This window comes from Desulfohalobium retbaense DSM 5692 (genome assembly GCF_000024325.1).
Taxonomy (GTDB): Bacteria; Desulfobacterota; Desulfovibrionia; order Desulfovibrionales; family Desulfohalobiaceae; genus Desulfohalobium; species Desulfohalobium retbaense.
Map to the genome: position 1 here is coordinate 794,240 of NC_013223.1, position 17,796 is coordinate 812,035.

At 58.9% G+C, this 17,796-nt stretch carries 19 protein-coding genes and 1 tRNA gene; 16 read left to right on the plus strand and 4 right to left on the minus strand.

Going from position 1 to position 17,796, the window contains the following annotated elements:
- The first annotated feature begins 5 nt into the window (after positions 1-5).
- The 8 genes from DRET_RS03315 (at position 6) to DRET_RS03350 (ending at position 5,314) form a co-directional block, all read left to right on the plus strand.
- On the plus strand, positions 6-395 hold the full coding sequence (locus DRET_RS03315) for a response regulator (RefSeq protein WP_015751113.1): 390 nt from the start codon (positions 6-8) through the stop codon (positions 393-395).
- Positions 392-862, plus strand: a complete 471-nt coding sequence (locus DRET_RS03320; protein ID WP_015751114.1) for a hypothetical protein — start codon at positions 392-394, stop codon at positions 860-862. Before DRET_RS03315 ends, DRET_RS03320 begins: the two co-directional genes overlap by 4 nt.
- Positions 859-1,890, plus strand: a complete 1,032-nt coding sequence (locus tag DRET_RS03325; protein ID WP_015751115.1) for a protein-glutamate methylesterase/protein-glutamine glutaminase — start codon at positions 859-861, stop codon at positions 1,888-1,890. Before DRET_RS03320 ends, DRET_RS03325 begins: the two co-directional genes overlap by 4 nt.
- Before the next feature lie 165 nt (positions 1,891-2,055).
- The gene (locus tag DRET_RS03330; protein WP_015751116.1) at positions 2,056-2,352 is read left to right on the plus strand and encodes a late competence development ComFB family protein; all 297 of its coding nucleotides are present in this window, start codon (positions 2,056-2,058) and stop codon (positions 2,350-2,352) included.
- An 18-nt stretch (positions 2,353-2,370) separates the two neighbouring features.
- On the plus strand, positions 2,371-3,297 hold the full coding sequence (locus tag DRET_RS03335) for an HDOD domain-containing protein (protein ID WP_083777108.1): 927 nt from the start codon (positions 2,371-2,373) through the stop codon (positions 3,295-3,297).
- A 74-nt stretch (positions 3,298-3,371) separates the two neighbouring features.
- The gene (locus tag DRET_RS03340) at positions 3,372-3,863 is read left to right on the plus strand and encodes a J domain-containing protein (protein WP_041281873.1); all 492 of its coding nucleotides are present in this window, start codon (positions 3,372-3,374) and stop codon (positions 3,861-3,863) included.
- Between the two features lie 118 nt (positions 3,864-3,981).
- Positions 3,982-4,443, plus strand: a complete 462-nt coding sequence (locus DRET_RS03345; RefSeq protein ID WP_052293265.1) for a chemotaxis protein CheD — start codon at positions 3,982-3,984, stop codon at positions 4,441-4,443.
- 7 nt (positions 4,444-4,450) lie between these two features.
- Complete coding sequence (locus DRET_RS03350; protein WP_015751120.1) at positions 4,451-5,314, plus strand: HDOD domain-containing protein; 864 nt, start codon at positions 4,451-4,453, stop codon at positions 5,312-5,314.
- Between the two features lie 474 nt (positions 5,315-5,788).
- Here DRET_RS03350 and DRET_RS03355 read toward each other — a convergent pair whose 3' ends face one another.
- Positions 5,789-7,291, minus strand: coding sequence for an adenylate/guanylate cyclase domain-containing protein (locus DRET_RS03355; RefSeq protein ID WP_015751121.1), 1,503 nt, complete (start codon positions 7,289-7,291; stop codon positions 5,789-5,791).
- Between the two features lie 91 nt (positions 7,292-7,382).
- The gene (locus DRET_RS03360) at positions 7,383-8,177 is read right to left on the minus strand and encodes an ADP-ribosylglycohydrolase family protein (RefSeq protein WP_015751122.1); all 795 of its coding nucleotides are present in this window, start codon (positions 8,175-8,177) and stop codon (positions 7,383-7,385) included.
- A 741-nt stretch (positions 8,178-8,918) separates the two neighbouring features.
- On the opposite strand from DRET_RS03360, the gene DRET_RS03365 reads away from it, so the two are divergent.
- Together DRET_RS03365 and DRET_RS12875 are read left to right on the plus strand one after the other, a co-directional pair.
- Entirely contained in the window at positions 8,919-9,968 is a 1,050-nt protein-coding gene (locus tag DRET_RS03365; protein WP_015751123.1) for a cobalamin B12-binding domain-containing protein, read from the plus strand.
- An 86-nt stretch (positions 9,969-10,054) separates the two neighbouring features.
- A complete protein-coding gene (locus DRET_RS12875) occupies positions 10,055-11,122 on the plus strand; it encodes a GGDEF domain-containing protein (protein WP_015751124.1) in 1,068 nt (355 codons plus the stop codon).
- Between the two features lie 66 nt (positions 11,123-11,188).
- Here DRET_RS12875 and DRET_RS03375 read toward each other — a convergent pair.
- Positions 11,189-11,277, minus strand: a tRNA-Leu gene (locus DRET_RS03375).
- 206 nt (positions 11,278-11,483) lie between these two features.
- Here DRET_RS03375 and DRET_RS03380 point away from each other — a divergent pair.
- From DRET_RS03380 to infA, 6 genes are all read left to right on the plus strand, one after another.
- Positions 11,484-12,770, plus strand: coding sequence for an alkaline phosphatase family protein (locus tag DRET_RS03380; protein ID WP_244147921.1), 1,287 nt, complete (start codon positions 11,484-11,486; stop codon positions 12,768-12,770).
- A gap of 207 nt (positions 12,771-12,977) precedes the next feature.
- Positions 12,978-13,748 carry an MlaE family ABC transporter permease gene (locus tag DRET_RS03385; protein WP_015751126.1) on the plus strand — a complete coding sequence of 257 codons (771 nt, stop codon included), beginning with the start codon at positions 12,978-12,980 and terminating at the stop codon, positions 13,746-13,748.
- Positions 13,749-13,773: 25 nt separating this feature from the next.
- A complete protein-coding gene (locus DRET_RS03390; RefSeq protein ID WP_015751127.1) occupies positions 13,774-14,541 on the plus strand; it encodes an ABC transporter ATP-binding protein in 768 nt (255 codons plus the stop codon).
- An 11-nt stretch (positions 14,542-14,552) separates the two neighbouring features.
- Positions 14,553-16,142 carry an MlaD family protein gene (locus DRET_RS03395; protein WP_015751128.1) on the plus strand — a complete coding sequence of 530 codons (1,590 nt, stop codon included), beginning with the start codon at positions 14,553-14,555 and terminating at the stop codon, positions 16,140-16,142.
- Between the two features lie 33 nt (positions 16,143-16,175).
- Positions 16,176-16,664 (plus strand): metallophosphoesterase family protein, encoded by a 489-nt coding sequence (locus tag DRET_RS03400; protein ID WP_015751129.1) that lies wholly within the window; start codon positions 16,176-16,178, stop codon positions 16,662-16,664.
- A gap of 130 nt (positions 16,665-16,794) precedes the next feature.
- The gene (gene infA / locus DRET_RS03405; RefSeq protein ID WP_015751130.1) at positions 16,795-17,013 is read left to right on the plus strand and encodes a translation initiation factor IF-1; all 219 of its coding nucleotides are present in this window, start codon (positions 16,795-16,797) and stop codon (positions 17,011-17,013) included.
- A gap of 183 nt (positions 17,014-17,196) precedes the next feature.
- Here the strand turns inward: infA and DRET_RS03410 are convergent, their stop codons facing one another.
- Entirely contained in the window at positions 17,197-17,736 is a 540-nt protein-coding gene (locus tag DRET_RS03410; protein WP_015751131.1) for a hypothetical protein, read from the minus strand.
- Positions 17,737-17,796: the final 60 nt, after the last annotated feature.

Sequence of the window (17,796 nt, forward strand, 5' to 3'; positions counted from 1 at the left end):
AGGATATGGGATACGAAGTACTCGTCGTTGACGACTCCATGATCATCAGGAGCATGGTCGCCAAGACGCTGCGCATGTCCGGCCTGAAGCTGGGCACCATTTTGTTTGCCACCAACGGTCAGGAAGGACTGGACCAGTTGCGCAACAACCAGGTGGACATCGTCTTTGCGGACATCAACATGCCGGTCATGGACGGGGTGGAGATGGTCAATGCCATGGCCGAAGAAGGGTTCCTGGAGCGGGTGCCGGTGGTCATCGTGTCCACGGAACGCAGCACGACCCGCATCGAGGCCCTGAAGGCCAAGGGGGTCAATGCCTATCTCCAAAAGCCGTTTATGCCTGAGCAATTCAAGGAAACCGTTGACCGGCTCTTGCCCGGGAAGGAGGCGACATGAATACGGCGCACGAAACCCTGGCTGAAGTCGCGGAGCAGACCCTGGAAGATTTCGCCTTCATGTTTGTGGACGATCTGCCCCAGGAAGCGCCCGAGCCGCCCCAGGACGAAGAAATGTACCGTGCGGACATCACTTTTGAATCGCCGCAGGGACAGGGGGCTGTCTCCGCCCTGGCCGGAAGCGGCTTTTGCGACGATCTGGCCCACAACGTCCTCGGGCTGGAAGTCGGGGAGGTCATGCTCGAGGGGGCATCGGAAAACGCGCTGTGCGAATTGCTGAACGTGATCTGTGGCAGCCTGGTGGCTGAACTCTACGGGCGAGAGACCGTGGTCCATCTCTCCGTTCCGGAAAGCGGCGTGTGCGACGCCCAGGAATGGGAGGCCGTGACCGGTTCAGAGCAAGCCTTGACTGTGGTTGTTGACGGCAATCCGCTGGTTCTGGTCCTGAACACTGAGGAGCGGGCATGATCAAAGTGCTCATCGTGGACGATTCGGCTATCGTCCGCCAGGTATTCAGCCGGGAATTGGGGCAGGCCGAGGATATTGAAGTGGTCGGCACGGCCCCGGACCCGTATGTGGCCCGGGACAAGATCGTGCAACTCCGGCCCGATGTCCTGCTTTTGGACATCGAAATGCCGCGCATGGACGGCCTGACCTTTCTCCGCAAACTCATGAAGCACTATCCGCTGCCGGTGATCATTGTCTCCTCACTGACCAACCAGGGCGGCGAACTGGCCATGGACGCCATCAATGCCGGGGCAGTGGAAGTGATGACCAAGCCCGGTTCGGCCTTTTCCGTGGCCGACATGTCGACGACCCTGGTGGACAAGATCCGGGCCGCGGCCAAGGCCCGCGTGGAGAAGCCACTGCAGAGCTCGCCAAGTCGAGTCCCCCCTCCGCAGGGGCAATTGACGGACCGGAAGATGACCAACGCCATTTTGGCCATCGGGGCGTCCACAGGCGGAACCCAGGCCATTCAGGCCGTTTTGCAGGCCATGCCTCGCAACGCCCCAGGCACGGTCATCGTCCAGCACATGCCGGAGAAATTCACGGCCTCCTTCGCCGCCCGCCTCAATGAGCTCTGCGCCATGGAGGTCCGCGAGGCGCGGAACAACGATACGGTCCGTCCTGGGCTGGTCCTGCTGGCCCCGGGCAATTACCACATGCTCCTGCGGCGCAGCGGGGCCCGCTTCTATGTCCAGGTCAAGGAGGGACCGATGGTTTGCCGGCAGCGCCCGAGCGTTGAGGTGCTCTTCAAATCCGTGGCCCAATCAGCGGGGCGCAACGCCGTCGGTGCTATCCTGACCGGGATGGGGCGAGACGGGGCGGAAGGGATGTTGACCATGCACCAGGCCGGGGCGCGGACCATCGCCCAGGATGAGGCCAGCAGTGTTGTTTTCGGCATGCCCAAAGAGGCCATCAAGCTTGGCGGCGTGGACAAAACGTTGCCCTTGTCGGCCATTCCGGAAGCCATGCTGGATCTGGCCCAGCAATAGCAGGATCGCGTCTATACGAGGATATGCGGCCGACATTCCCGTTCAGGCGTATGGCCCGAGACGCGGGTTTGTGGGCCGCCAGGACGGTTTTCAAGCCTGGGACCCTCGCGTACTTGGTCCCGGACCCTGAAAATTTTTTGACCATTGACTCCAGGGAGGCCAGCTATGCCCACGAACGCTGTTGTTGATATCCCGGAAATCGGCGAAGTATCCCTGACCGGGATCGTCAACCGGAACGAGCGGCGCGTCAGGGAGCAGTTGCCGCGCATTCTCAGTGAATACGAGGAATTTCCGCTTGACCGGCTCGCGGTGCAGGATGTCTATGCCCTGACCTTGAACTCTCTGTCTCCTCGGTATACGCAAGCCTTTTCCATCGTGCTCAAGGAACCTATTCAGGATGCCGAAATCGAGGAAGCGCTTCGAGCTGCCATCGACAAGGTCATTGCCTCCCCCAAACGCTAAGCAAGATGGTGCCCGTGTATGACACCCTCCGGTACTCGCTCCCAGGAAGATATGTTCAACCAAGCCGCCCAGACAGCTGACAGTGAGCGGTTTTGGAAACGCCTGGCGCGAATCGATCAATTGCCGACACTGCCCCTTATTGTGCAGCGTTTGCGCGATGCCGTGGAGAACCCCGCTTCAGATGCGCGGACGATTGCCGATCTTATTGAGAATGATCCGGCGATCATGGCCCGGATGATGAAGGTGGTGAATTCTGCTTTTTATCGGGGGTTTGGAGAAATCACTTCCCTTCAGGACGCGGTGGTCCGGCTGGGGATGCACACCGTTTTTAATATTGCGGTGTCCACCTCGGTCTTTTCAACCTTCCCGCCCAGGGAGGGAGTCGAATTCAACCGCTTCGCCTTCTGGAAACATTCCATTCAGGTGGCTGTGGGCACTGAGGTCCTGTCCAGCCATCTCGGGGTGCAGGACCGGAAGAATCTGCGGCGCGACGTGCTCCACCTGACCGGCTTGCTCCATGATATGGGCAAGATTATTTTCGAACAGTATTTCCATGATGAATTCACCGAGGCCTTGTTACTGAGCCGGCAGCAGGACATGCCCCTGCACAGGGCCGAACGCCAGGTGATCGGGGCCGACCACGGCGCGGTGGGGGCCTGGCTTGGTGAACATTGGCAACTTCCGGCCGAGGTCTGGCACGCCATCCGCTGGCACCATGCCCCGGAGCAGACGCAGAGCACCCCGTATACGCTTCTCGGTTTGACCGCGGCTTCGAACGAAATCGTCAATTTCGGCGGCCTGAGTAGCGGCGGGGATATCAAGCCCGGCACGGTGTCCCACTCCGAGCGGCTCGGCCTCAACGAAGAAGATTGTCTTGCCCTGGCCGAGGCGATAGGCAGTGCCGCAGAGAAATCGTTTTTGATGCAGGAATTGCTTGACGAGTGAGCGGATGACCGGAGGGTGGTCGAGTGGTGGTCCCGGCCGCCATTCCGAGCACCAGGAGGAACAGGCGCACGGCCATGACCCAACACGCCTTCTACGAAATCCTGACTCAAGTGCAGATTGACCACTACCTTTTTCAGGTGACGTGGAGCGTGGCCAGCGGAGAGAGCTGCATTCTGTGGATTTGCGACGAAACGTCGATGCAGGGGTTCGAAGCCCTGGGGCGGTTTTCGCATTTTGACAAACGTGACATCCTTGAATTCATTGTCCGCTATGTGAGCAATCCGTCATTGCAGGAAGAAATCAGCAAGCGGCGGTTTGAGCACCATCTGGAACATCTTCCGACCACGGTCTTCGAGGAGATCGATCGCATGGATTTTCGCCAGAAAGAGGAGGCCTTCCGCAATCTCTTCAATCTGGACAGCGTGATCGATAAGGCGGTCGATCTGGGGTGGAAACGGAGGATCATGGCCAAAAAATTTCATCCCGACAGCGGCGGCAGTCACAAGTCGATGACCATCATCAACGAAGGCTACGACCTGCTGTCATCAGGGAAAAAAACTAGCTGAATCGCGGGTCGGACTCCTGAGGAAACGCTCCATTCCGCCTTGATACGGGGCGGAGAGGTGGTGACGAACGGAACAATTTGGAGTAGCAATGAGCGTCAAGGTTTTAGGAGTAGGGGATATGGCTGTCTCCCGATGCCCCAGCGATGTCCTGGCCACATATGCACTGGGGTCGTGTGTGGGGGTCGCCCTCGTCGATTCCTACCGTTGCATGGCGGGACTGGCCCATGTGGCCTTGCCGGATTCCCGGATCAATCCCCAGAAGGGGCAGGAGCAGCCGGGGTATTTCGCGGATACGGCATTGGAGGCCTTGCTCAAGGAGATGGCCCCGGCTGATGCCCGCCTGCATCCGGCCACCTATGACGTCTATCTTGTTGGGGGAGCTGACCTGCGGCTGCCCAACGATGTTTTTCAAATTGGCCGGGCCAACCTGAACCGGCTCGATGAACTGTTCAAATACTATGGAGTGCGTGTTGCCGCCCGGGATGTCGGCGGAACCCGCAGCCGGACCCTGAAGCTGTTCGTCGGAACCGGAACTCTTCATCTTTCGACCCCGGGGCTGCCTGTCCGGGCTTTGCAATAAGGGTATTATGGGGACGCAGGAGATCATCGCCCAATCGATACAGGATGTTCCAGCGCTGTCGCCCAGCGCGAGTTCGATTATCCGCCTCATCGCTCAGGAAGACTACGAGTTTGAGGACATTATCGATCTTGTGCGGGTGGATTCCGGGCTGACGACCCGCATCCTGCGTCTGGTCAATTCACCAGCCTATGGGTTGATGAAGCCGGTGCAGTCCATTGAACGGGCTGTCGTGCTGTTGGGGTCGCAGACTGTGGTCAGTCTGGCGCTGGTCAATCTCAACGCGCAATTGGTGGAGAAGGAACTCCAGGGCTACCATAGCGCTCGGGGGGTGTTCTGGAAGCACGAACTGCGAACCGCTTTGGCGGCCCGGGAGGTCGCCCGGCTGACGGATATCGGGGTGACGCCGGATCTGGCCTTCACTGCCGGGCTTTTGCACGATATTGGCAAAGTCGCCATATCCCAGTACCAGACCCGGACCGGCCAGGATTTGATGCCTTATGTCATGGACAATGACGCAGTGGACTATCTGGAATTGGAACGGCGGCACCTGGGCACCGACCATTGCGCGGTGGGCGGCGAGATCGCCCGGCAATGGAACCTGCCGGGATCGCTGGAAACCAGCATCCAATACCACCACGAGCCGCATAAGGCCCCGGCCGGCTACCGCCCCCTGGTGTACATGATCCACCTCGGCGATGTTCTGGCCATGATGTCGGGGTGGGGCACAGAGATCGATACGCTGAAATACACCCTGGACGAGGGCTACAGCTCCTATTTTGCGCTCTCATTTGATCAGATCGCCATGATCATGATGGAGGTCGATGACCAGTTCCGGAGTCTGGAAGAGGACAAGTCGATCCATCCGGAATGAGGTCCCGTGCTGTAGGGTACGATTTTTCGGTCCAAGGCCGGTGCGTGGGAGTCCACGCACCGGCCTTTTTTGGTTCTTTGACGGATCCTATGGATTTTTGGAGTTTGCCGTCTCTTCTGTGTGCCCACTTTCGGCCCGGTATTTTCTAAATCCCGCCAAAGGGGGATCCTTGCCCCCTCCGGACTCTCAAGTAGAACAGAACTCCAGGTGTCGAAGATGGCCCTTGTTGCATCGGAATCCGCCAGGGAGCATTCAGTTCGCGGTCCGGTTTCCCCCTTTTGGCGGGACCAAGAAAATGTGCGGGCCTTTCGCTCGAAGCACACAGAAGAGACGGCAAACTTTTGCGTCTGAAATTCCATGCCCTGTGACGAAGAGCCCCTTTTTTCTGTCTGGGCGCCCGCATTCCGTTGAAGCTAACCGGAAAAGAAGGGGCGAACCAGGTTGAACCGCAAGAAGTCCGCAGGTGCGGGTGAGTTAATCCCCTTGGGAATCGGTACGGATCGGGGACCGCTCCAGGGAACTCGATTCGACTTGGGACAGGATAGCCACCTGGACCGGCTCCTTTCTTCCGGAGACATCGCATTCTCCGGCGGATACCAGGGGAGACCCGTCCTGCAGGGTGGCGACCACGTCCCCGGATACGGCCAGACGTGTGCCCAATTGCCGGGTCAGGTTTTCCAACCGGGCGGCGACATTGACCGCATCCCCCATGACCGTGAATTCCATGCGTTCCGGACTCCCGATATTGCCGGCCATGACCATTCCGGTGTGGATGCCCACGGAATTGATAAGGAGAATATCTTTGTGCACCCCCATGGTCACATTGAGGGAGTCGCAGGCGGCGAGCATGTCCTGGGCAGCGGCCAGGGCAGCATCCTGTTCCTGAGGCAAGGGTGTGGGGTGGCCGAAGACAGCCATGACCGCGTCGCCGATGAATTTGTCCACGATGCCCCCGTGACGCTCCACAGCCTCGACCATGGCCGAGAAGTACTCGTTGAGCAGGTGGACCAGGAGCTTGGGGGGCAATTTTTCTGACAAGGCAGTGAATCCGCGCAGGTCACAGAAGAGGACCGTGGTCTGCAGCACTTCTCCGCCCAATTCCAGGGATTCGTCCTGGATGCGCTGGACAACATTCTTGTTGACGACCTTGCCCATGTTGTTGACCAACCAGGCTTTTTGGCGCAGTTGCGTGACCATGGTGTTGAAATGGTTTGCCAATTGCCCGAACTCATCCTTGCGGTCGGTGTCCATGTGCACCGCATAATCCCCTTCCTGCACACGGGTCATGGCATTTTGCAGGCGGCGGACCGGGACCAGGGTCTGCCGGGCGAAATAGTAGGCAAGCACGATGGCCAACGCGACGGCCATCCCGAGCGAAATCAGGCCGCCCTGGACAATGAGCGAGAGTTTGCGGTGGATCCGGCTGACATCCATGTCGATGCCCAAAAGCCCGACGCTGTCGCCCTGGCTGTTGTAGACGGGGGCGTATCCGGACATGGTCCGCCCCCATTGGTCGACATAGGGTTCGCTGTCGCTGCTGACCTGGGTGAAGCCTCTCCGCAGGCTTTGGGGGGCGCTTTCATAGGGCGTGCCGATGGGGGCGGGCATTTCTTCCTCGGAGATGGTGCCGTCACCGTTGTCGTCCGAGGGCGGGGTATCCACGACGAACTCCACGCCGCCGTCATCCAGGCGCATGGTGTAGACATAGAGATATTCCGGCGTGGCCTGGGCGACGCTGTGCAGGACCTCCTGGATGGTTCTGTGGGCCGGAGAACCGGCATCGTCAGGAGATCGCAGCTGTTGCAGGGCTTCGCCGTCAATGAGAGCAGCCGTGCTCGCGGCACTGGCTTCCAATTGTTGGCGGATACCCTGATACAATGCCATTTTGGCCTGGAGATAGAAATACGAGCCGGTGGCTCCGGAAGCGAGAAAAGCGATGCAGAAGATACCGACAAAGACCTTGATACGCATGGACATGGGACTTCCTTTTTCGGCCCCGGCGAATGCGGTGACCAGGTGAGGTTCGAGCGGTCAGAAGAGCGCCGTAGTGGATACACGACGCCGGGCATCAATCACAAAAGATTTCGGGGACCTCGGGGCTGTGAGCCCGAAGGAATTGGGCGACGACGTTCCCTAGGGCGATGGGCAGGCGCCCCCGAACGACGCAGGCAATGTGCTCCGGGATGCCCCCATAGGCGGCCTCGGCCACGGCGCCGGCGATACAGGCCATGGTGTCGGCGTCTCCGCCGAGGGAAACGGCATTGCGCACCGCGTCTTCGTAGTCCGTGGATTCGAGGAAGGCGAGCAGGGATTCGGGGACCGAGCCTTGGCAGGAAACATCAAAGGTGTACTGCGGGCGGATTTCATCAAGGGAGCGGGAGAGGTCATAACCGAACCGGTCCTCAATTTCCTCGCGCAATGCCTCTTTGCTCGTTTTGGTCCGGGCTCGGAAGACAGCCAGTGCTGTGGCTTGAGCACCTTTGATCCCTTCGGGGTGGTTGTGGGTGACCATGGCTGTGGCTTTGGCTTCTTCCAATACGGTCTGGGAATCTGCAAAGGCCCAGCCGACCGGACTGACCCGCATGGCCGCCCCATTGCCCCAGCTGAAATAGGGCCGGGGCATCGGGCTTTGCAGCCAATGCCGAAAACGGCCGCCATACCCGGCGTGGGGGTAGCGGCGCCCCCAGCTTTGCAATGTCAATGCATTGGGCAGCCCGTAAAGGATGGCTTCGGCCACAGCCACAGTCAGGACCGTATCGTCCGTATAGTGGTTGTGAGCAGTGAAAAGGGGAAAGGATTTCGATTTGTGAGGGTGGCCCTCAAATATGGATCCGATGATATCACCGGCAATGGCTCCGAGCATACGCAGTCTCCTGTCTCCAGTGGCGAAAAAAACAGGTTGCAGTGATCATGGAAAAAATGTGGTCGCGACCGAGTATAGACGAATTGTGCGCTAAAATCCAGACGCAAAGTCGCAAAACCATGTTCACGGCTGATATCAGTTGTAAGAAAAAGAAAAATCAATAGCTTGAGATGACATTTTCCATGATACATGGAGCAAAATCACGTCTGCGGTGAACGATGTGCGGGCGAGAATATCAAGAGGCTTGCCAGGGTGGAGCCTGTGGGATGGGGCAATGGAATTCAAGTCGCGTTTGGAGGTGGAAAATGGAGTGCAGCGATGGTTTGCTGCAGGGCCTCCAATGGGGGCCAACGCCGCGGGCATTTTTGTCGGCGGGCCAAACGCTTTTGTAGGCAATAAACCCGGAGCGGCGAATGGGGAAAAGCGGAATTTTCCTGGAAAGAGAAGAGCTTGGATATGAATTTTGGGTGCCACAGCCCTGATATAGCGAAAAACGAGGAGAGAAAGGACACCATCCCCAGTCGGGTGGAGACGTCCCAACCCGTCAAGGACGGTGGGGCTCCTGCTTGGTATGGAATACCGCCCCAAGACCACTTCACACTGGCCTGGAATTGCCGTACAGACAGATGCAAGTGCAAAGCAACAAGGGCGACGGTGCTTCTTGTTCTGCTACGCTGGAGGCAATGCAAATGCCATCGATTCCTTGCCCTCGATACAGCCCTTTAGCCAAAGAGAGCTTCTATGCTCGATGACAGGAACGCTCTGTTTGAGGCCCTTTCCAGGCCAGATTCCTCCATTACCGAAGCAACGGTTCAATGTGTGCGGGAAGCCAGCGGATATTCGAAAGAAGAGCCCGATTCGTCTGCCATGCACTCCAATGTGAATGAGCACCTCTTGTATCTCAGCGAGGCCGTGCGCTCCGGGGAAGTCGAATTGTTCACTGAGTATATGCACTGGGCGCAATCGCTGGAGGCCGAAGGGGGGTACAGCCAACACTATCTGGAAACAGTGCTGCAATGCCTGCAGAAGGTGTTGGGCTACCACTTGCCCGAGAGCCAGGCCCGGTTTGTCGATCCGTTTCTGGACGCTGCGGTTGCCGCTTTGTATGACGACACGACTCCTCCGGCTTCGTATATTTCAGCCAAAAGCCCTCTGGCCGAACAAGCGCAGACCTATCTGGACGCGCTTTTGGCCGGAAAGCGCCATGACGCCTTGCAATTGATCCAGACGATGGCCCGCGGCGGGGCCCCGGTGCAGGATATCTATCTGGACGTCTTTCAGAGTGTGCAATACGAGATTGGGCGGCTGTGGCAGCTCAATCAGATCAGTGTCGCTCAGGAACATTTTTGTACGGCCGTGACCCAGATGGCCATGGCCCAACTCTATCCGTATATTTTCGCCACCCGTCGCGTCGGCCGGACCCTTGTGGCTTCCTGCGTCGGGGGAGAACTCCACGAACTCGGGCCTCGTATGGTAGCTGATTTTTTTGAAATGGCCGGGTGGGATACGTACTACCTCGGGGCGAACACCCCCAGTGCAAGCGTGATCCAGACCGTTTTGGACCAACGGGCTGATGTGGTCGGGATTTCAGTGACCATGACCTATTATGTGCATAAGGCCCAGGATCTCATTGCCGCCTTGCGAGACGAACTCGGGGACTCGGTCCGGATTCTGGTCGGAGGGTATCCCTTTGTGATTTCGACCACCCTGGCCCGAGACATCGGCGCAGACGGCTCGGCACAAAATGCTCAGGATGCGGTGCGGCTCGCCGAACACCTGGTCGCCTCCTAGCAGTTCGTCCCAGATCTCCCGTTATTGGGGTGTGACCACACTCTTTGCCGGGACTCCCAGTGCAATATCTATCCAGGATCTGACCCATGCCCTATTCCTGCCAGGGGGGATTGGCCCTGTTTTGTTCCCCCACCGGTTCCGTCCTGGAAGTCATCCGGGATGAAACTGGCCTGATGGACCATCTCGGATCGCAACCGCTGCTCTCGCGCATCATCTATAAGGATGACCGCCGTAAGCTGCTCAATTTTCTTCTTCGCGTCCGAAGCTATGGCAGCGCTTTTGATTGGGAGATAGCCGTGCGCTGCCAGGAGCAGGCGGTGCCCTTCTATTTCGCGGGAGTAGTGCATGAAGAAAAAATTCTCGTCGTCGCTTCTCATTCGCAGGACGGGGTTTATTCCCTCTACGAAGAGCTCATGCTCATCAATAATGAACAGGTCAATCAGCTCCGCCATGTCCTTAAAGAAAAAGCCGAACGGCTGTATGACACCGGTGACGAAGAGGACGGGTTGTGGAGTGATTTGACACAGATGAATAATGAACTCATCAATTTGCAGCGTGAACTGGCCAAAAAGAATGCGGCGTTGGAAGCGGCCAATACACGCATCAATGAGTTGTTGCGCACTGACCCGCTGACCGGTGTGGCCAACCGTCGCCATGTCGAGGACTTCCTTGGTCAGGCCGTGGCCCGCAGCGAGCGGCATGGTGTGCCTTTGTGCGTGGTCATGTGTGACCTGGACCGGTTCAAGGCAGTCAACGACACCTACGGCCACGCGGTTGGCGACCAGGCTCTGCAGGGATTTGCCTCGGTGTTACTGGAAAATTGCCGCACGGAAGATCTGGTGGGGCGGTTTGGCGGCGAAGAATTTCTGCTCGTGCTCCAGGATACGACCTTAGAAGCGGGCGGCTGCCTGGCCGACCGGATGCGGCAGAAGGTTGCCACAGCTGTGCTGGTTGCTGAAGGGGTGCAGCAAACAGCAAGTTTCGGTGTGGCCGCCTACCGTGCAGGAGAAGGGTCTGAATCGGTAATCCAACGCGCAGACAAAGCGATGTATGCGGCCAAGAACAAGGGCAGAGACAGAGTGGTTCTGGAAAATGAGACCCAGCCTGACTCCTCTCTGTCCCCATGCGCAGAGGAGCGTGGGAAGGGGGCTTGAATTCGGGATTTTACCGGTGTGTGATAAAAAAGGCTTGAGGACGCGTCCTCAAGCCTTTGTCGTCGGTGGTGCCCGGGGCCGGACTTGAACCGGCACGGAGCATTGCTCCAAGGGATTTTAAGTCCCTGGTGTCTACCAGATTCCACCACCCGGGCGAGAGGCGACACCATAGCCCCGGCCTGTCAAGGCGTCAATAGCTCGCCTGGGCTTCAGGGCCCAGGGACCTCCGTGTCACCCGCGGGCTGATTGCGTACTTCGCCATGCCGTTGTCGCCCAGGCTCTGGCCACGTGCCGGCTGACAAACGCGCCGACTCTTGCTATCCTCCCCAAAATGAACGGTTTACACCATCGACCCCGTTGTGTGGTTCTCGGATTGGACGGTCTACCGTTGTCTCTGGCCCAGCGGCTGAGCCGCCAAGGCGTGACTCCCAATCTGGCGACCCTGGCTCTGGATCCCCGGGCGGGGGAACTCCAGGCTGAGGCACCGGAACTCTCTCCTGTGAACTGGACCTCCTTCTCCACAGCCAGTGGCCCGGAAACTCACGGTATTTTCGGTTTTGTGGAAATGGACCGTCGTGACTACCGCTTACGGATGGTCAACGGCGACGATGTGCAGTCGCCGAGCGTCTTCCAGCGCTTGGGCGAGCAGGGGCTGACCAGCAAGGCCCTCAATCTGCCCAATACCTATCCGGCGCGGTCCTTTCCCGGCATGCTGGTGGCTGGTTTTGTGGCCCCGGAGTTGTCCCGGGCCGTCTTTCCCCGGGTCCTGGCCGGCCCCCTTCAGGACGCCGGATATATTTTGGAGGCCGACACCGTGCGCGGTAAGGCTGACCCGGATTTTTTGCTGGGCGCACTCCACCAGACCCTGGCCGGGCGGGAACGAGCCCTGGACCTGCTCTGGCCGGACCTGGCCTGGGATCTGTTCGTCTTTGTGCTCACCGAAACCGACCGGCTCGGCCATTTTCTGTTCGCCGCCCTGGACAATCCCGAAGATCCGCGCCACGAGGCCTGCTTGGATTTCATGCGCGAGTGGGACCGCTGTCTGGGCCGGTTCCTGGAGCGCTATGCAGCCCTGCCGGAACCCAAGCGGTTGCTCAGTCTGGCGGACCACGGCTTCACTTGCTTGAAAACGGAAGTGGATCTCAATGTCTGGCTTCAGCAGCGCGGCTATCTGCACCTGCAGGGCGTGCCGAGCGATGAATTGGACGCTTCGGTGATCGGCCCGGGCACCACAGCCTTCGCGCTTGACCCGGGCCGGATATATCTGCACAGCCGCGAGGCCTTTGCCCGTGGCACAGTCTCTCGCCGGGAACTGGACGGGATGCGTCACCGACTCCGCGACGAGTTGCTCCAATTGCGCTTTGACGGGCAGCCGGTGCTGGAGGATGTGCATCTGGGTGACGAACTCTACCCCCAAAGTCCGTTTTCCAATACGCCGGACCTTGTCTGCGAGGCGCGACCCGGGTATGAACTGAAGGCCAAATTTGATCGAACCGCTATTTTCGGCCACTTCGGGCGATACGGAACCCACACCAGAGGCGACGCCTTTTTGTACGACAGCGAAGGGGAGCGTCCCAGACGGGTCCGTGATGTCGGTCAGGCGGTCCTGGATTTTTTCCACCGCCCGCGGATCCTCACAGCCTCCTGAGGCGGGGGGTGTGTTTTTGTCGCGCCCTGCAGAGGACAGGGGGCACATGGCTCAGCAGCGAATCCCTTGCAGACCCGACGTGTCATGCAGGCGAAAGCAGAATCTTTGGCAGGGCTGTATTGAACGAACATCCGTGAGATCGTCCCGGATCGCAAAGGACAGCGGCGCAATGGGCGCACTGCATTGGACGACGGAGAAAGGAAGACCATGCTGCAACTTTTTGGGGCCCTAGGGGCCGGCACGATGCGCGGCTTGCAGCAGATGGGGCAGATGGCCCTGTTGCTGGGAAGCGCCTGCGGGTGGCTGCTCCGCCGTCCATTCAGGATCCGTCTTTTTTTCAAGCAGATGGAGTTTGTGGGGGTCCATTCCGGGTTCGTGGTTATCTTGACCGGCCTGTTTACAGGTATGGTCCTGGCCTTACAGACCTATTACGCGTTCCGGATGTTTTCTGCGGAGAGCCTGGTCGGAGCCACGGTGGCCCTGTCCATGACCCGGGAATTGGGCCCGGTGATCACCGCGTTGATGGTCACCGGCCGGGCGGGATCGGCCATGGCTGCGGAAATCGGGACCATGCGGGTCACCGAACAGGTCGATGCCCTGGAAGTCATGGCCATCAACCCTGTGCAGTACCTGGTTACCCCGCGCTTGCTGGCGGGGATGGTCATGTTGCCGCTTTTGACCGTGATCAGTGATTTCGTGGGCATAGCCGGTGGCTATCTGGTCGGGGTGAAGATGCTCGGCATCAACAGCAGCATGTTCATGAACAAGATCTACGATCTTCTGGAATTGTCCGATATCTACAACGGGCTGACCAAGGCCGTGGTCTTCGGCCTGATCCTGACCCTGGTCGGGTGCTATAAAGGATTTTACACTTCCGGCGGGGCCGAAGGGGTCGGCCGTTCCACGACCCAGGCCGTCGTTCTGGCTTCGGTGCTAATTCTCATGAGTGATTATATTTTGACCGCCTTGATGTTCTAGGTCAGGCAAAGGCCACGGAGCCGCTGTGCAAGAGTCCCAGAATCCTATCATAGAATTGCGCCAGGTCAGCAAACAGTTCGGCCAGCAACATGTCCTGAATGCGTTGGACCTGGCGGTGCCGCGCAACGAGGTCAGCGTGATCATCGGCCGTAGCGGCGGCGGCAAGTCGGTCCTGCTCAAGCATATCATCGGCTTGCTCAAGCCGGACAGCGGCGCTGTGTTTGTCGACGGGGAGGATATCGTGTCCCTGGGCAATCGCGGGTTGTCCCGGGTGCGCCGGAAATTCGGAATGCTTTTTCAGGAAGCCGCCCTGTTTGACTCCATGACCGTCTTTGAAAATGTGGCCTTCCCTCTGCGAGAGCACACGCGCAAAAGCCGTTCGGAAATCAAGGACATCGTCGAGGACAAACTGAGTTCGGTGGGTCTGAAAGGGATGGGCTACAAGATGCCCTCGGAGCTTTCCGGAGGGATGCGCAAGCGGGTCGGTCTGGCTCGGGCCATGGCCCTGGAGCCCCAGATTGTGCTGTTTGACGAGCCGACGTCCGGACTCGATCCGGTCATGTCCGCGGCCATCAATGAGCTTATCGTCCGGACCCAGGCAGAATTCGGGGCTACCTGCGTGGTTATCAGCCACGACATCCAGTCGACCATGGCCACGGCGCACAATGTGTTTATGCTCTACGAAGGGCGGATTGTGGCCTCTGGACCGCCAACATCCATCCGGGATCACAGCGATCCCATCGTCCAACAATTCATCCACGGCCGGGCCGAGGGGCCCATCCAGGTGACGTGAGCGAGGCAGGCATGAGCGTGTATAAAGGGGCAGAGATCAAGGTCGGCATTTTTGTGTGCATCGCGCTGGTGGCCCTCGGCTATATGTCCATGCAGGTCGGACAGGGCCTTTTCGTCGACAAGGACACCAAAAAAGTCAGTGTTTTTTTTGACAATGTTTCCGGCCTCAAGCAGGGAGCTCCAGTGGAAATCGCCGGGATTGAAGTCGGGCAGGTCCATTCCATCGGTCTGGCTGACGGCCGCGCCGAACTGACGCTGGCACTGGACAAGGGCATTGCTGTTCCGGTGGACGTCAAGGCGGTCATCCGAACGCGGGGCGTACTCGGGGATAAATTCGTCGAATTGCGCGGCGGTTCGCCGGAGATGCCGAATCTGGAGGAAGGGCAACGGATCACCCGTTCGTCGTCGCCCGCGGATCTGGACCAGCTGCTGCAGAAAGTGGGACAGATCGCTGAGGATATCAGCACCGTCAGTCAATCGGTGTCCAATGTGTTCGGCGGTGAGCAGGGCGAGGCCCAATTGCAGACCATCATGGACAACGTCCGGGAATTGACGGTGACCCTCAATGGTTTGGTCCAGCAGAATGCTGAAAGCGTCGAGCGCATTGTGGCCAACCTGGACGGGTTTACCGCGGATATGCGGGAAATGACCGCCCGGAACAAGGACCAGATCAACGATGCTGTTTCCGACCTGGGGGCGTTTGCCGCGAATATGCGGGAGATTACCGGAGAGAATAAAGACGGCATCCAGCGTATTGTGACCAACCTCGACCGGGCCTCCGGCAAATTGCAGACCACGATGCAGGCCATGCAGGATGTGCTGGGCAAGGTGGACGAGGGGCAAGGCACCTTGGGCACGATGGTCAACGACGAAGAGATGGCCTACGACCTGAAAAAGACAATGGCCTCCCTGGAATCGGTTTCGCGCAAAATCGACGAAGGACGCGGGACCCTGGGCAAGCTGGTCAACGACGACACCACCGGCAAAGAACTGGACAAGGCCCTGGAAGGGGTGAACACCTTTTTGGCCAAGCAGGAGCAGTTCAAGACTTCCGTGGACTTCACCTCCGAATACCTCGCCGACAGCGGAGATATGAAATCCTATCTCAATCTCAAGCTCCAGCCCACCGAGGACAAGTATTACCTGCTCTCCCTGGTCGACGATCCCAAGGGGCGCACGGAGACGACCTCTTTGGTCAGGCGGTATAAGAAAGATGGTGAACCCTGGAAGACCTATCGGGAAGAGGAGGAGGAAACCCAGGAGGACGGTCTGAAATTTTCGGCCCAGATGGCCAAGCGGTGGAACGATTGGGTCCTGCGCGGCGGGATCATCGAGTCGTCCGGTGGCCTCGGAGTCGACTACTACCTCTGGGACGACCGGATCCGGCTCTTTGCCGAGGCGTTCGACTTCGACGACGAGAATCCGCCGCACCTCAAAGCCGGGGGCAAGCTTTACTTCCTGAACAATTTCTACATCAGTGCCGGCATGGACGATTTTGCCAGTGACACGGGCGATGAGTCCTTTTTTACCGGCCTTGGACTGCGATTTTCCGACGACGATTTGAAATATATCCTGGGCAAGACGCCGCTGCCGCAGCAATAGCGGGCGCTCTTGCGCCACCAACAGAGAAGATCCATGCGTATAGGTGTGTTGTCAGACACCCATTTGCACGAGCCCACAGAAGCGTTCGCGGCCTTTTTTGAACGCTTTCTGGCCCCGGCTGACGTCCTTGTCCATTGCGGTGACATTGCCGGACCGTCCATGCTGGCTTTTCTGGAAAGCCATGTTGCCTTGTATGCGGTCAGCGGCAATATGGACGTCCAACTCGGGGAACTGCCTCCGGTGCGCAATGTGGCCCTCGGCGGGAACCGGCGACTGGGAGTGGTCCACGGCCACAACCTTCCCGGTCGGGACATCCCTCGGGCGGTGACCACCTATTTTGGGGATGGGCCGCGTTTGATCTGCTTCGGGCACACCCATGAGCGGTACTGGGAGGCTTTGTCCGACGGGCGGTTTCTGCTCAATCCCGGCAGTGTGACCCGTCCCAGGGACGGTCGGCCGGGAGCGGCGCTCGTTGACTGGCCGGAGGACGGTCCGCCAGAGGTGCAGTGGGTGGAGAGCTGAGAAGAGAGTCGGCCGGGATGGGCGGTCCAGACTTGCATCCTGGCGCCAAAGGCAGTACATGGCCCATCTGGCACAAACGACAGCCGGGGCAGCAGCCCGGCTTTTGATAACGCAAGCAAAAGGAGCCGCAATGGCCAAAGAAGAAGCGATTGAGGTGATGGGGGAAGTCCTTGAGGCCCTTCCCAACGCCATGTTCAAAGTCAAACTGGAAAACGGCCACGAGGTCCTGGGCCATATTTCCGGCAAGATGCGCAAGCACTATATCCGCATTCTGCCCGGCGACAAAGTCAAGGTCGAACTCTCCCCGTATGACCTGACCCGGGGACGGATTATTTTCCGCTACAAGTAAATTTTCCGGTCGCTCCTGGGCGGGGAAACGGCGCAACCTCACCCGGAGGGCCTGTCGGCGCGTCGCTGCTCTGCCCTGGACACTGCCCGGGGTATAGATCGGAAAGCGCCAGGTTGCGCGGTCACAAGCCCCCAGGTTTTCGGGGGCTTTCGTACTCCCGGTGCGGCGGGTACTGGAAACCGGCTAAAATTGGGAGAGGGCCGATTCGCTGGCGAAAAAGGTGTCGTGCTCCTCATCAAAGAGGGTGCCCAGCGGACCTTTGCGCTTTTTGGGGTTGAGCGCTGTGAGCACCAAGCGGTAGCCGAAGGTGATGTAGACCGGCCCGGGCTCCCCCATTTCTTCAGGGGCCAAGGTGAACGCAAACGGGATACCGCGGTCAAAGTCCAAGGACCGTGAGGTGTACAAGCGGATATCCTTGGCCAGGACTTCTCCTCCCTCATCGCTCAAATATCCGGCTATCCACAAATCCTCCATCCATTCTGCCCATTCGGGAACACTCTTGGCGAGCGGGAAGGCGTTTCCTGTGACCGTGATCCCTTCGGCGTTACGCTGTGAGACGTATTCGAAGCGGACATAGTCCATGACCAGTTCCTGCCGGGTCTCGGGCTTCCACTGACTCCGGTTGAGATGGCGCACGGTTTGTGCGGCGCATCCGGTGAGCAGGAAAAGTGCGATAAGTCCGCACATTCCCTGAAACAGAGCTTTTCCTTTTCTGGAATCCATAGCTTCTCCCCTTTTCCCTGTCTCCCGCCTTTGAAGGTCTCGCCGCCACCGGCGGCACGT